The sequence below is a fragment of the Neorhizobium galegae genome, assembly GCF_017877135.1.
Taxonomy (GTDB): Bacteria; Pseudomonadota; Alphaproteobacteria; order Rhizobiales; family Rhizobiaceae; genus Neorhizobium; species Neorhizobium galegae_A.
The window spans coordinates 1,229,441-1,244,116 of record NZ_JAGIPH010000001.1; the positions used below are offsets into that span (position 1 = coordinate 1,229,441).

Sequence of the window (14,676 nt, forward strand, 5' to 3'; positions counted from 1 at the left end):
TACGTCAGGCCTGTGCAAGATGCGAGCCATCCTCCCTGTCGAATCATCATAAAGTTCATGTGTCCATGCCCACCCTCTATCATCACCCGATGTCTTCCGCGTCGCGTTTCGTCCGTCTGATCCTGGCGGAATACGGCTTTCAGACGGATCTGGTCGAAGAGCAGCCCTGGGAGAAGCGGCGCGAATTTCTGGCGCTCAATCCGGCAGCGACGCTTCCCGTCTATGTGGACGACAGCATGCGGGTTCTGTGCGGCCCCAATGTTCTTCTCGAATTCCTCGATGAGACGCACGGCGTCCTGAAACGCGATCGCCGGCTTCTGGCGGAAGATCCGTTCCAACGTGCCGAGATCCGTCGGCTCACCGAATGGTTTCTGCTGAAGATGGAGCAGGACGTCACGCGGCCCCTGACGCGCGAGCGCGTCTACAAGCTGCAGATGACGCCGGCCCAGGGCGGCGGCGCGCCGGACAGCAAGGTCTTGCGCATGGCGCGCGCCAATATCCGCCAGCATATGAAATACCTCTCCTGGCTGGCCGGTTCGCGCACCTGGCTTGCCGGCGGGCGCTTGAGCTACGCGGATCTGGCCGCCGCCGCCTCGATCTCGGTGCTCGATTATCTCGGCGAAATCGATTGGCAGGAGACACCGGTTGCCAAGGAATGGTATCAGAGGCTGAAATCGCGGCCCTCGTTCCGCCCCATGCTGGCGGAACGCATCCGCGGCATCACGCCGGTATCTCATTATGCGGATCTCGACTTCTGAGGCGAATAAGCCCGCCGATCCAGACAAGCAGGCCCTGCGAAGCCGCAAGCTTTCCGCCTTCATCCGGCAGGAGGCCGAAGCGCAGGGCTTCGATCTCTGTCGCATCACCCGCCCGGACGCGATCCCCGAGGCACCTGCCCGGCTTGCCAGTTTTATTAAGGCCGGTCGCCACGGCACGATGGAGTGGATGGAAGAGACCTATGCCCGTCGTGCCGATCCGCGCACATTGTGGAGCGAGGTGCGCTCCATCGTCATGTTCGGCCTCAACTACGGCCCGGACGAAGACCCGCGCGGCCTTCAGGCCAAGCCCGATCGCGCCGCCATTTCCGTCTATGCCCGCAACCGCGACTATCACGACGTCATCAAGGGCCGGCTGAAGGAGATCGCCACCCGCTTTGCCGCCCGCGCCGGCGAGGATGTGAAAGTCTTCGTCGACACCGCGCCGGTGATGGAAAAGCCGCTGGCTGCGGCCGCCGGCCTCGGCTGGCAGGGCAAGCATACCAATCTCGTCTCGCGCAGCCACGGCTCCTGGCTCTTTCTCGGCAGCCTGTTCACCACCGCGGAGCTGGAATTCGATGTCGGCGAGCGCGACCATTGCGGCTCCTGCCGCGCCTGCCTCGATGCCTGCCCGACCAATGCCTTCCCCGCCCCCTACCAGATCGATGCGCGCCGCTGCATTTCCTATCTCACCATCGAGCATAAGGGCCCGATCGATGCGGAATTTCGCCCGCTCATCGGCAACCGCATCTATGGCTGCGACGATTGTCTGGCCGCCTGTCCGTGGAACAAGTTTGCCGCCAGCGCGTCTGAAATGAAGTTTTCCGCACGCGAGGACCTCAAGGAACCGGAGATCGCCTTTCTGCTCGGCCTTGACGACAAAGCCTTTCGCGCCTTCTTCTCCGGCTCGCCGGTGAAGCGCATCGGCCGCGACCGGTTCGTGCGCAATGTGCTGATCGCGGCGGGCAATTCGGGCGAGGCGTCCCTGATCGAGCCCTGTCTTGCCCTTCTGACGGACGCAGCGCCGGTGGTGCGCGCCATGGCTGTCTGGGCGCTGTCGCGGCTCATGCCGGCATCCTCCTTCTCCGGCCTTTGCGCCGGACGCGGCAAGGACGACGACCCGCTGGTGGAAGCGGAATGGCAGATGGCAGGAGCGTGACCCATGCAGATGATGATCTTTGGCGCCGGCTATTCCGGTCAGGCGATTGCCGCAGAGGCCCGCGCGGCAGGGGCGACCGTCTCCGGCACCACCCGCAGCGCCGAGCGGCTGCAGGCTCTGGCCGACCAGGATATTGCGCCCTTCCTGTTTGATGGCGAACGGCTGTCGGACGCGCTTGTCGCCGAGATGGCGCGCACCACCCATCTCGTCCAGTCGATTGCCCCCGGCCGAACCGGCGATCCGCTGCTGATGCTGACCGGCGGCGATCTCAAGGCATTCTTTCCGAACCTTGCCTGGGCCGCCTACCTCTCCACCGTCGGCGTCTATGGCGATCACGGCGGTCAATGGGTGACGGAGGAGACGCCATGCCGGCCGGTGTCGCAGCGTTCCGTGGAACGGGTGGCGGCCGAAGAGGCCTGGGCGGAGGCGGCGATGCAGGCGGGCATCCCGATGGCGGTGCTGAGGCTCTCCGGCATTTACGGCCCGGGCCGCAACGGCTTCGTCAACCTGTCACAGGGCACGGCGCGCCGGCTGGTGAAGCCCGGACAGGTGTTCAACCGCATCCGCGTCGAAGATATCGGTGCCGCCACGCGGTTTCTCGCCGCAAAAAATCTCGGCGGCATCTTCAACATCACCGATGACGAGCCCGCTCCGCCGCAGGATGTGGTGAGCGAAGCCGCCCGACTGATGGGCATGGCGCCTCCCCCGGAACAGGCCTTCGAGACGGCCGATCTCAGCCCCATGGCGCGCTCCTTCTATGGCGAGAACAAGCGCGTCTCCAATGCCAGGATCTGCAACCTAGGATTTCAATTTCGCTATCCCGAATATCGCATGTCGTTGGCGCAGCTTTGGGCGGACGGACGCTGGAAGCCTTGATCTGCGGGGTTACGAGTCCCGGAATGAAACAGGTCGTTCCGGGTGAAAATTCCATCCTTCCGGCCTTTTTCGGTCATTATTTCTTAATCTAATGGGCACGGCGCCACAAATTCTGTCCAAATATGGCGTTTCGACCCCTCGCACGATAAAAAAATTTCGGCCGATTTCGTGAGCCGGTACAGGCCCTGAATCGGGTCGGAACAGTTTTCCAGTTGATGACTGATTCGGTTAAACTTTTTTCAATTTTAGCGCAAATTTCCTTAGCCGGCTTAAGTTCACGAATGTTACAGCCATTAACATTGCGTGATAGCAAACCTCACGTTTTCGCCTTTTTTGGCCGTCCCTAAGCCTCCCACACGCCAATTCCTGGCGCTGGTCTCAGGGGATACTGAAATTTGACGCTCGTTAAACGCACGACTTTCGTAACGGTTGCCATTGCCACCTTAAGCCTTCTCGGCCCCATCAACGCCCATGCAGCACCCGGTTGTGGTCACGCCTCCTGGTATGCGCTGAATTCCAAGACAGCCTCGGGCGAACGCATGAATGCTTCGACGCTGACTGCCGCGCACAAGTCGCTGGGCTTCGGCACGAAGGTAAAGGTCACCAACAAGCGCAATGGCAAGACGGTCGTCGTGCGGATCAACGATCGCGGTCCGTTCATCAAGGGTCGCGTCATCGATCTCTCCAAGGCTGCCGCCCAGAACATCGGCATGGTGGCCGCCGGCACTGCCCAGGTCTGCTACGAAGTCATCGGCTGACCGGCGCCCGCCGCCCGCCTCTGACGCCCGCCCTTGCTCTTGCCATGGATCGCGGCTAAACGCGCTGATACACCGTAGGAGAGCAAAAGATGCGTTTGGGCGGACGAATGGCGGCGGCCATCGAGGTATTGGCCGATATCGAGGCGCGCAAGCGGCCCGTCGCCGATGCCCTCAAGGACTGGGGCCTTGCGCATCGCTTCGCCGGCTCCGGCGATCGCGCCGCCATCGGCAATATTGTCTATGACGCGCTGCGCATGCGGCTGTCGCATGCCTATCTGATGCAGGACGATGGCAAAGCCGCCCTCGTCTACGCGGTGCTGCTGCGCCAATGGGGCTTTACGCCGGACACGCTCGGCGCAGAACTCGCCGACGACAAGTTCGCCCCCGCCGCACCGGACCTGACGGCCTTCCTCGCCCGCGATCTGGGGCAGGCGCCGGCTCACGTGCAGGGCGACATTCCCGAATGGCTGGTTGACGCCTTCCAGGCCGCCTTCGGCGCCGACCGCTGGCTCGCCGAGGCGAAGGCCATGGCCGAGCGCCCCTCCCTCGATCTGCGCGCCAATACGCTGAAATCCTCCCGCGACAAGGTGGTGAAGGCGCTGGATCGCTCTGGCGCGAAACCCACCCGCATTGCCCGCCACGGCATTCGCATCGAGAGCGGCACCGGCGCCTCGCGTCTTCCCAATGTCACGGCCGAACTGTCCTTCCAGAAAGGCTGGTTCGAGGTGCAGGACGAGGGGTCGCAGATCGTTGCCGATCTCGTTCAGCCGTCCGAGGGCCAGCAGGTGCTGGATTACTGCGCCGGCGGTGGCGGCAAGACGCTGGCGCTTTCGGCAGCCCTCAACAACAAGGGCCAGGTCCATGCCTATGATGCCGACCGCAAGCGCCTTGCCCCGATCATCGAGCGCCTGCGCCGCGCCGGCACCCGCAATGTGCAGGTGCATGACGATGTGGCCCAGATGAAGGCCTTCGAGGGACGCCTCGATACGGTTCTGGTCGATGCGCCCTGCACCGGCACCGGCACCTGGCGCCGCCGGCCGGACACGAAATGGAAGCTGACGCAGAAGAATATCGAGGAGCGGCTGGACCAGCAGCGCGACGCGCTTGCCTCCGCATCCGCCTATGTGAAGCCGGGCGGCGCGCTCATCTACGTCACCTGCTCGGTGCTGCCGGAAGAAAACGCCCGCCAGGTCGAACGCTTCGTGGCGGAAAATCCTTCATTTCAGCCGGTGGCGAGCCTCCCGTCTTACGAAAAGCTGTTTGGCGCAGACGCACCAAAGCCCTATTCCACCGATGGATCGGGCCTGACGCTGACGCCGGCAAGTACCGGTACGGACGGGTTCTTCTTCTGCCGGCTGCAGCGCAACGCATAACGACAGTTGCGGTCGGACTTGCGCTTCGTCAAATCAGGCGTATTCCAGCGCCCCTGGCCCGACCGCCCCTTCAAATCGTTCTAATCTAGATTATTTGACACTGGTTTTTGTTTGCGTCATGACACGGCAATCGAGATCCGCCGACGCAGGAGAAACCATGATCCGTAGAACGCTATTGAACGTGAGCCTTGGAGTGCTGGCCGCCTCCGCCGCTTTCATCGTGACGCCGGCCGGCGCTGCAGAACCGGCAGCGGTTCTTACCCACTACGCCGATCTCGCCCATGCCAAGTATGAGGATGCGCTGACGACGGCAAAGGCGCTCGACGGCGCCATCGACGCGCTTCTCGCAAAGCCCTCCGAGGCAACGCTTGTCGCAGCGCGCAAGGCCTGGATTGCCGCGCGCGTTCCCTATCAGCAGTCGGAAGTCTACCGCTTCGGCAATCCGATCGTCGATGAGTGGGAAGGCAAGGTGAACGCCTGGCCGCTGGACGAGGGTCTCATCGATTACGTCGATGCTTCCTATGGCACCGAAAGCGATGCCAATGCCTTCTACACCGCCAACATCATCGCCAATCCGAAGCTGAAGGTGAATGGCGAGGAAATCGACGCTTCGAAGATCACGCCGGAACTGATCCGCAGCCTGCATGAGGCGGGCGAAGTGGAAGCCAATGTGACGACCGGCTACCACGCCATCGAATTCCTGCTCTGGGGCCAGGACCTGCACGGCACCGGGCCCGGCGCCGGCGAGCGTCCCTATACCGATTACGACAAGGCCCATTGCACCAATGGAAATTGTGACCGTCGCGGCGATTACCTGAAGGCCGCCTCCACCGCGCTGGTCGAAGACCTGCAGGAAATGGTCACCGCCTGGGCGCCCGAGGGCGAAGCCGCAAAGGCGGTCGAAGCCGATCCGAAGGCCGGCCTTACCGCCATCCTCACCGGCATGGGCTCGCTCTCCTACGGGGAACTGGCCGGCGAGCGCATGAAACTAGGCCTTCTGTTGCACGATCCGGAAGAAGAGCACGACTGCTTCTCCGACAATACGTTCAACTCGCATCTGAACGACGCCATCGGCATCGCGTCGGCCTATAACGGCACCTATACGCGCATCGACGGCACGAAGATGACCGGCCCGTCGCTGTCGGAAATCGTCAAGGCGAAGGATCCGGCGCTCGATGCCGAAATGACCGCCAAGCTCGACAAGACGCTTGCCGCCATGCATGCCATGGCCAAGCGCGGCGAAACCGTCGAAGCCTATGACCAGATGATCGGTGAGGGCAATAAGGAAGGCAATGCCGTGGTGCAGGCCGCCATCGACGGGCTGATCGACCAGACCAAGACTGTCGAGCGCATCGTCACCGCTCTTGATCTCGGCACGGTCAAGCTGGAAGGATCCGACAGCCTCGACAATCCGAACGCCGTGTTCAAGTAAGAAGATCGGAGGGCCGGCCGTTGAACCACGGCCGGCCCGCACCTCCTATGACCCAGCGCCCGGCATTTCTCGCCCTCGTCATTGCCCTGTCCGGCGCAGCCTGCCTTGCTCCTGCTGCAGCCCTTGGCGCAGCGCCTGGCGCAGAGCAGCGCACCGATCTTTCGCCAAAGGACCGCCAGCGCGTCGACGCCGTCACGGCCGTCACCACCGACTTTTCAAAGCCGGAACCCTTCGAGGCCATGGCCGGCGGGGCCGCCACGTCGACAGCACCTGTCGATGCAAACGCCTTCTCGCAATTCTCCGCCAATCTGGATTTTTCCGCGCGCGAACAATTTTCGCTCGGCAATGCGCTGTTTTCCAAGCTCTGGGTCGCCGCCCCCTCCTCCACGCAGGCCTCCGACGGGCTCGGGCCGCTTTACAATGCCCGCTCCTGCCTCAGCTGCCATATCCGCGATGGCCGCGGTCATCCGCCGGAGGGATCTGGCGACGCGACCTCGATGCTTTTGCGGCTTGCGCGACCGGCCCGCACGCCCGCCGAACAGGCGATGATCGACCGCCACGATCTCCTCAATTTTCCCGATCCGACCTATGGCGAACAACTGCAGGATCTGGCGGTGCCTGGTCTTGCCGCCGAAGGCGAAATCGACATCCGCTACGAGGAACAGCCCGTCACGCTAGCCGACGGCACCGTGGTCACGCTGCGCAAACCCCGGTATGACGTGTCCAAACGCGCCTATGGCCCGCTTGCCCAAGACACCACGCTCTCCCCGCGCATTGCCCCGCCCATGCCCGGCATGGGACTGATCGAAGCCATCGCCGAGGCTGATATTCTTGCCAATGTCGATCCGGGCGACCGCAATCATGACGGCGTCTTTGGCAAGGCGGCTGTGGTGAGGGACCACCGCACCGGTCGGCTGACCCTCGGCCGCTTCGGCTGGAAGGCGCAGAATGCCAGCGTGCGCGATCAGGTGGCGGCTGCCTTTTCCGGCGACATGGGAATTTCAACGCCCGACCGGCTCGACCCCTATGGCGACTGCACGGTTGCCCAAACCGCCTGCCATGCGCTGGCCAATGGCGTTCAGCCCCGTCTTGGCGACAGCGAGGCGCCCGATCCGGTGATGGATCTCGTCACCTTCTATTCGGAAAACCTCGCAGTCCCCATGCGCCGGGATGTCGATGCGCCGGAGGTTCTGGCCGGCAAGGCGCTGTTTTACACCTCGGGCTGCGCGTCATGCCACAGGCCGAAATATGTCACCCGACGCAACGCCGACGATAAGGCGCTCGCCTTCCAGCTGATCTGGCCCTATTCGGATTTTCTGCTGCACGACATGGGCGAAGGCCTGGCGGACGGCCAGACCGTCGGCACGGCCGGTGGCCGCGACTGGCGCACCCCGCCGCTCTGGGGCATCGGGCTCACGAAGACCGTCAGCGGCCACAGTTTTTTCCTGCATGACGGCCGCGCCCGCTCCCTCACCGAAGCCATTCTGTGGCATGGTGGCGAGGCGGAACGCGCCCGTACCGCATTTTCCGCACTTACCCGGCACGACCGGGATCTGCTTTTGAAATTCCTGGAGACGCTCTGATGTCGAGATGGCTGTCTGCTCTCGCGCTCACCCTGTTCCTTGCCACGCCGGGCCTTGCCGAGGAGGTGGATGCGACGGCCCCGTCAAAAACCTTGAGCGAGGAGGCGACGAAACAGGTGATGGCAAAGGTGGTGGATGACTTCATCCGCCCAGGCTATCGCGCATTTGCCGGAGAGAGCGCCATGCTGACCGATGCCATGGCAGGTCTCTGCGCGGCTCCTTCGCAAAAGAGCTACGAGGCGGCCCAATCGGCCTTCGAACATGCGGCCAGAAGCTGGTCGCGCATCGAGATCGTCCGGGTCGGACCGGTGCTGGATGCCTACCGCTTCGAGCGCATCCTGTTTTATCCCGATCGCAAGGGTACCGGCCTTCGCCAAGTGCAGGCCGTGCTGGCAGGCGCCGATGACGGGGCGACATCGCCGGCCGGTCTTGCGCAGAAAAGCGTTGCCGTGCAGGGGCTCGGCGCCCTGGAATTCGTGCTTTACGGCACCGGCAAGGACGTCCTCCTCAGCGAGAAAGACAGTTTTCGCTGCCGCTATGGCCTGTCCATTGCCGGCAATGTGCAGCGCATCGCCACCGAACTCACCCAGCTCTGGGACGAGCCGGACGGCATCCAGGAGGACTGGAAGAACCCCGGCGCGGACAGCGCAGTCTTCCGCGACGGCCATGAAGGTGTCACCGAGGCGCTCGGCATCCTCGTGCATTCGGCAGAGGCCGCGCGCGACCAGCGCATCGAAACCTTCTACAAGGGCGAGGCCAACAACACCTTTCCCCGCCAGGCGCTGTTCTGGCGCTCGAAGCTCACCTTCTCCATGCTCGCGGGCAATCTCGAGGGCATTCACCGGCTGCTGGATACTTCCGGCTTTCGCGATCTTCTCGCTCCGGACCAGCAGCCGATTGTCGGCTCCATCGATGATCTGCTGATATCGCTGACAAAGCTGGCAAACGAGATGGAGCCCGATGTGGAAGTGGCCGTTGCCGACCAGGCACAGCGCCAGAAGCTCGATGTTCTGCTGAAAGACAGCCGTGACCTCATTCTACGTCTCAGCGACGGGCTGGGGGGCGGCCTGGGGCTCGGTGCCGGCTTCTCCTTCTCGGATGGGGACTGACATGGTGCGCACCGGCGAGATCGACCGGCGCCAGTTCATGCGCGCCGCCGGCATCGGCTTCCTGGCCGCCCTTGCGCCGCAGAACCTTTATGCGCTGGAGCGGGCGGATGCCGTCTTTGCCGCGGGCTTCAGAAGCCCTGATGGCACCTATGGCATTGCCACGACCACTGCCGAGGGCCGGATCATCGACCGTATTGCGCTTCCTGCCCGCGCCCACGGCCTTGCCTATTGCAAGGTCACCGGACGCGGCGTTGCCTTTGCCCGCCGCCCCGGCACCTTCGCGATGATTTTCGATCCGAAGGGGGGTGAACAACCGGTGCTGATCCACGCGCCGGAGGGCCGCCATTACTATGGTCACGGCTATTTTTCCCCCGACGGGCGCCTGCTCTATGCCAGCGAAAACGACTTCGATGGCAATCGCGGCATGATCGGGCTTTACGATGCAACAAACGGCTTTGCCCGCATCGGCGAGTTCGAGGCCGCCGGCATCGGCACCCACGACATGACCGTCTCCGATGACGGGCGCCACCTGATTGTCGCCAATGGCGGCATCGAAACCCATCCGGATTTCGGCCGCACCAAGCTTAATCTCGACCGCATGCAGCCGTCGCTCGTCCTTCTGGATGCCGCGAGCGGCCATGTGGTGCAGCGTCACGCGCTGCCGGCCCATCTCAGCCAGCTCTCCACCCGGCATCTGGATGTGGATGAGGGCGGGCGCATCTGGTTTGCCTGCCAGTATGAAGGGCCCCGCAGCGACCTGCCGCCGCTTGCCGGCTCGTTTGCGCTGGGGGAAGACCTGCGTTTCGTGTCGCTTCCGGACGAAACCACCCAGCGGCTGGGAAATTATGTCGGCGCCATCGCCGTCAACCGCAAGGAGCGGTTGGTCGGCCTGGCCTCCCCCAAGGTTGGGGCTGCTGTCATCCTTGATACCCGGAGCGGCCGGGTGATTACCGAACAGGCGATTGCCGATGCGGCAGGCATTGCCGGTGCGCCGCAGGGTCTTGCCGTTTCCTCCTATGACGGGCGCCTCGCCGTAACCCGCTCGGAGGTTGCCTGGGACCAGCATCTCGTGCACCTTGCCTAAGGGCACACATCCGTCGCGACGCTTCGCCTCAACCCATGGTTATCGGCGCAAACTGCCCTAGTTAGGCCGCATGAAAAAGCTTCTCGTCCATCTCCTGTTCATTCTCGTCGTGGTCGGCCTTGGGGCTTTGATCGGCGTCTCAAACGTGCCGGGCCACTGGTACCAGTCCTTGCAGAAGCCCCCTTTCAATCCGCCGAACTGGATTTTCGGGCCGGTCTGGACTGCGCTTTACGTGCTGATCGGCATCGCCGGGGCTCGTCTCTGGCTTCAGGCGCCGGCCTCCAGCCGCACGCAGCTGTGGTTTGGCCAGATGGCGCTGAATTTTCTCTGGACGCCGGCCTTCTTCGGCATGGAAAGCACCGCCCTCGGCCTCGTCGTCATCATCCCGCTCTTTGCCTCTATCCTCGTCTTCATCGGCAAGAACTGGCAGCCGGACCGCGTGAGCGCCCTCCTCTTTGTGCCCTATGCCGTCTGGGTGGGATTTGCGAGCCTGCTCAACCTTTCGCTTTTCCTTCTGAATTAGCCTTAGGCTTGCGGCCCGGCGCCGGCCATGCCACTTTCGCGGCCGCACAAGGAATGGCAGGGCATGGACGATATCGATCCGGGAGATTTTCGCGCACGTGTGAGGCGCAGTTTCGATCGCCAGCAGGCGATGGTGACCATCGGGGCGAAACTGACCCGCGTCGAACAGGCCATGGTCGAGATCGAAATGCCCTTCGATGCAAAACTCACCCAGCAGCACGGCTTTCTGCATGCCGGCGTCATTGCCACCGGCCTCGATGCCGCCTGCGGGTATGCCGCCTATACGGTGATCGAGCCGGAAGCTTCGATCCTGACCATCGAGTTCAAGGTCAACCTGATGTCGCCGGGACGCGGAGAGCGCTTTCTCTTTCGCGGCGAAATCACCAAACCCGGCTCCACCATCATCGTGGCCGATGGTCGCGCCTATGCCTTGAGCGACGGCCCGGCAAAACTGATTGCCTCGATGAGCGGCAGCATGATGGTGATCCGCGGCAGGCAGGATATTTCCGGATGAGTTTTGAACTTTTGACCATCGCCGACCGATCCGTCCTCTTCGTCATGGCCGTGGATGCCGAATATGGCACGCACCTGAGGGCGCGCATCCGCCCGCTGATGACCGGCGTCGGACCGGTGGAGGCCGCCATTGCCGTGACAGGCACGCTGACAAGGCTTCAGGCGCAGGACAATCTTCCCGATCTCGTTGTCTGCCTCGGATCTGCCGGATCGCGGAGCCTCAAACAGACAGGCGTCTATCAGGTCTCCTCCGTCGGCTACCGCGATATGGATGCCTCGCCGCTTGGTTTCGAAAAGGGCCGCACCCCCTTTCTCGATCTGCCGGCCGCAGTTGTTCTGCCGCATGCCATTCCCGGCATCCCCGCAGCCTCGCTCTCCACCGGCGGCCACATCATTTCGGGCCCGGCCTATGATGCGATTGAGGCAGAGATGGTCGACATGGAAACCTTTGCGGTGCTGCGCGCAGCGCAAGGTTTTGGCGTGCCGCTGATCGGGCTTCGCGGTATTTCCGACGGCAAGGCGGAACTTGCCCATGTGGGAGACTGGACCGAGTATCTGCATGTGATTGACGAAAAACTCGCAGATGCCGTCGATCGTCTCGCACAGGCCCTGATTTCCGGCGATTTGGCGCTCTGACCCGGTTGCGAAAAGCGGAAGTTTTCATTAAAGGCTCGCCATGACCCAGACAGCCCATCCCGACAGCATCCTCATCATCGATTTCGGCAGCCAGGTGACGCAGCTGATCGCCCGTCGCATCCGCGAGGCCGGCGTCTATTGCGAAATCCACCCCTTCCAGAATGCGCGCGACGCCTTCCTGAAGCTTTCGCCGAAAGGCGTCATCTTCTCCGGCGGCCCGGCTTCGGTCACCACCGAAGGCAGCCCGCGCGCGCCGGAAGAAGTCTTCGAGACGGGCGTGCCGATCCTTGGCATCTGCTACGGCCAGCAGACGCTCTGCACCCAGCTCGGGGGCACCGTCGAGGGTGGCCATGCCGCCGAATTCGGCCGTGCCGATGTCGAGATCCGGAAGGACAGTCCGCTGTTCGAGGGCTTCTGGACCGCCGGTGGCCGTTATCCCGTCTGGATGAGCCATGGCGACCGCGTGACCGAATTGCCCGAGGGCTTCGAGGTCATCGCCACCTCCGAAAATGCGCCCTTTGCCATCGCAGCCGATGAGAAGCGCCGCTACTACACCACCATGTTCCACCCGGAAGTGGTGCACACGCCTGACGGTGCAAAGCTTCTCTCCAACTTCGTCCACAAGATCGTCGGCCTGAAATCCGACTGGACCATGGCCGCCTACCGCGCCGAAATGATCCGCAAGATCCGCGAGCAGGTCGGCACCGGCCGCGTACTCTGCGGTCTCTCCGGCGGTGTCGATTCCTCCGTGGCCGCCATTCTCATCCACGAGGCGATCGGCGACCAGCTGACCTGCGTCTATGTCGATCACGGCATGATGCGCATGGGCGAGAGCGAGCAGGTGGTCGGCATGTTCCGCGACCATTACAACATCCCGCTTGTTCATGTGGATGCGTCCGACCTCTTCCTCACCGAGCTTGCCGGCGTCACCGACCCGGAAGTGAAGCGCAAGACGATCGGCCGCCTGTTCATAGAGGTCTTCGAAGCCGAGGCCGGCAAGATCGCCAATGACGGCAAGGGTGCGCCAAAGTTCCTCGCCCAGGGCACGCTCTATCCGGACGTCATCGAAAGCGTCTCCTTCTCGGGCGGTCCGTCCGTCACGATCAAGAGCCACCACAATGTCGGCGGCCTGCCTGAGCGCATGAACATGGCTCTGGTGGAGCCGCTTCGCGAACTGTTTAAGGACGAAGTGCGCGCGCTTGGCCGCGAACTTGGCCTTCCCGACAGCTTTATCGGCCGCCACCCCTTCCCGGGCCCGGGCCTCGCCATCCGCTGCCCCGGCGCCGTCACCCGCGAAAAGCTCGACATCCTGCGCAAGGCCGATGCCATCTATCTCGACGAGATCCGCAAGGCCGGCCTCTACGACACCATCTGGCAGGCCTTTGCCGTGCTGCTGCCGGTCCAGACCGTTGGCGTCATGGGCGATTACCGCACCTATGATTTCGTCTGCGCCCTGCGCGCCGTCACCTCCGTCGACGGCATGACCGCCGATTTCTACCCTTACGACATGAACTTTCTCGGCCGCACCGCCACCCGCATCATCAACGAAGTGCGCGGCATCAACCGGGTCGTCTACGACGTAACCTCGAAGCCCCCGGGCACGATCGAGTGGGAATAATTTGAACCGGCGGCCGTGAGCAATCACGGCCGTTTTTACGGCCGATCCGGCCCATTCCTCGCAGCGCGCGCCATCGGCACAAGGCCGCGTCCATCGGAACGGGCGTCTGCCGGCCTGCCCGCCCCCGTCTCACGCCACCGTGTCACTCCGACAGGCTGCCGCAAGCTGCGCGCGCAGCCATTTCTGCGCCGGAGAATAATCGCAGCGTTCATCCCAGATCTGGTAGAAATGCGAGTGTAGAAACGGGACCGGACACATGATGACCGCAAGCGGCAGCATGCTGGCGTAATGAACGGCGACGCTGCGGGTGACAGTTGCCACGAGATCCGTTCCAACCAGAAGATAAGGCGATGTCAATTCGTCGGTTGCCGTGATCGTGCGCTCTCGCGTCACCTGCAGTGAGAGGCTGCGCTTCTCCAGGCCGAATGCACCGGTCTCGGCACAATCCTGCGTCACCACATGGCGGGCATTGGCGTAATCGACAAAGGTCGGAGTTGCGCGCGTGAAGGCATGGTCGCGGTCGACGAGACAGACGAAGTCCTCCTCGAACAGCAGAGCCCTGTTGAGGTGAGCCGGCGGGTCGATCCAGGATCCGACGGCCAGATCGGCCACGCCGGCAACCAGCAGGTTCGCGACCTCGTTGACGTCCGTCACCTTTCGCATCAAGAGCTTCACGCCCGGTGCCTGCCGCGTCACCTCGCGAACAAAACGGGCAAGCAGCGATGGCGACAGGTTTCCACACAGCACCAGTGAAAAGGTCTGGCGCAAGCTCTGCGGATCGAAATCATCCGGGTGGACAATCAGTTCGTTGAGGTCGGCAAGCGCACGGATTGCGGCGTCGCGCAGCATCAGCGCGCGCTCCGTCGGCACCATGCGCCCGTCGCCGCGTAAGAGAAGCGGATCGCCGAATATTTCCCGCAGCTGCTTTAAAACCAGACTGGTGGCAGGCTGTGACAATTGCAGCTTGTTGGCCGCCTGTGTCACATTCCTCTCTTCCAGAAGAGTACAAAGCACCTTGAGATTAAACGCAGTCAGCGGATTATCCAGTACGCGCAATCCGACCCCCTTCCGCTCACGGAACCCGATCAGATCCTTTGGCCAGAGGGTGGCAAGGACACCTCCCCTAGGCATTGTCAGAGCCACCAGACCTTGCATACGATCAGGAACAGTTGAAATTCGCACCCGATCGCATTTCTAATTGAATACCATCAATAATGTCGAGTTGTATTTCGGAAATCACAAAATTTCTTTATGTAAC

Annotated in this window: 14 protein-coding genes; 13 read left to right on the top strand and 1 reads right to left on the bottom strand. The window is 62.9% G+C overall.

The window, feature by feature from the left end:
* Window positions 1-65 precede the first annotated feature (65 nt).
* From J2858_RS06040 to guaA, 13 genes are all read left to right on the top strand, one after another.
* The gene (locus J2858_RS06040; RefSeq protein WP_210103796.1) at window positions 66-758 is read left to right on the top strand and encodes a glutathione S-transferase family protein; all 693 of its coding nucleotides are present in this window, start codon (window positions 66-68) and stop codon (window positions 756-758) included.
* A complete protein-coding gene (gene queG, locus J2858_RS06045; protein WP_210103797.1) occupies window positions 739-1,914 on the top strand; it encodes a tRNA epoxyqueuosine(34) reductase QueG in 1,176 nt (391 codons plus the stop codon). Before J2858_RS06040 ends, queG begins: the two co-directional genes overlap by 20 nt.
* 3 nt (window positions 1,915-1,917) lie before the next feature.
* Complete coding sequence (locus tag J2858_RS06050) at window positions 1,918-2,790, top strand: NAD-dependent epimerase/dehydratase family protein (protein WP_210103798.1); 873 nt, start codon at window positions 1,918-1,920, stop codon at window positions 2,788-2,790.
* 434 nt (window positions 2,791-3,224) lie between these two features.
* On the top strand, window positions 3,225-3,548 hold the full coding sequence (locus tag J2858_RS06055) for a septal ring lytic transglycosylase RlpA family protein (RefSeq protein WP_348635457.1): 324 nt from the start codon (window positions 3,225-3,227) through the stop codon (window positions 3,546-3,548).
* Between the two features lie 89 nt (window positions 3,549-3,637).
* Entirely contained in the window at window positions 3,638-4,921 is a 1,284-nt protein-coding gene (locus J2858_RS06060) for an RsmB/NOP family class I SAM-dependent RNA methyltransferase (protein WP_210103800.1), read from the top strand.
* 157 nt (window positions 4,922-5,078) lie between these two features.
* A complete protein-coding gene (locus J2858_RS06065; protein WP_210103801.1) occupies window positions 5,079-6,353 on the top strand; it encodes an imelysin family protein in 1,275 nt (424 codons plus the stop codon).
* Between the two features lie 47 nt (window positions 6,354-6,400).
* Window positions 6,401-7,936: a di-heme oxidoredictase family protein gene (locus J2858_RS06070; protein WP_210103802.1), complete on the top strand. Its 1,536-nt coding sequence runs from the start codon at window positions 6,401-6,403 to the stop codon at window positions 7,934-7,936.
* Window positions 7,936-9,045: an imelysin family protein gene (locus J2858_RS06075; protein WP_210103803.1), complete on the top strand. Its 1,110-nt coding sequence runs from the start codon at window positions 7,936-7,938 to the stop codon at window positions 9,043-9,045. The genes J2858_RS06070 and J2858_RS06075 overlap by 1 nt, the downstream gene beginning before the upstream one ends.
* Window position 9,046: 1 nt before the next feature.
* Window positions 9,047-10,129, top strand: coding sequence for a DUF1513 domain-containing protein (locus tag J2858_RS06080; RefSeq protein WP_210103804.1), 1,083 nt, complete (start codon window positions 9,047-9,049; stop codon window positions 10,127-10,129).
* 70 nt (window positions 10,130-10,199) lie between these two features.
* On the top strand, window positions 10,200-10,652 hold the full coding sequence (locus J2858_RS06085; protein ID WP_210103805.1) for a TspO/MBR family protein: 453 nt from the start codon (window positions 10,200-10,202) through the stop codon (window positions 10,650-10,652).
* 63 nt (window positions 10,653-10,715) lie between these two features.
* Window positions 10,716-11,165: a PaaI family thioesterase gene (locus J2858_RS06090; protein ID WP_210104156.1), complete on the top strand. Its 450-nt coding sequence runs from the start codon at window positions 10,716-10,718 to the stop codon at window positions 11,163-11,165.
* On the top strand, window positions 11,162-11,800 hold the full coding sequence (locus J2858_RS06095) for a 5'-methylthioadenosine/S-adenosylhomocysteine nucleosidase (protein ID WP_210103806.1): 639 nt from the start codon (window positions 11,162-11,164) through the stop codon (window positions 11,798-11,800). Before J2858_RS06090 ends, J2858_RS06095 begins: the two co-directional genes overlap by 4 nt.
* A gap of 40 nt (window positions 11,801-11,840) precedes the next feature.
* Window positions 11,841-13,418: a glutamine-hydrolyzing GMP synthase gene (guaA, locus tag J2858_RS06100; protein ID WP_210103807.1), complete on the top strand. Its 1,578-nt coding sequence runs from the start codon at window positions 11,841-11,843 to the stop codon at window positions 13,416-13,418.
* Between the two features lie 129 nt (window positions 13,419-13,547).
* On the opposite strand, the gene J2858_RS06105 is transcribed toward guaA, so the two are convergent.
* Window positions 13,548-14,474 (bottom strand): LysR family transcriptional regulator, encoded by a 927-nt coding sequence (locus J2858_RS06105; RefSeq protein WP_210103808.1) that lies wholly within the window; start codon window positions 14,472-14,474, stop codon window positions 13,548-13,550.
* Window positions 14,475-14,676: the final 202 nt, after the last annotated feature.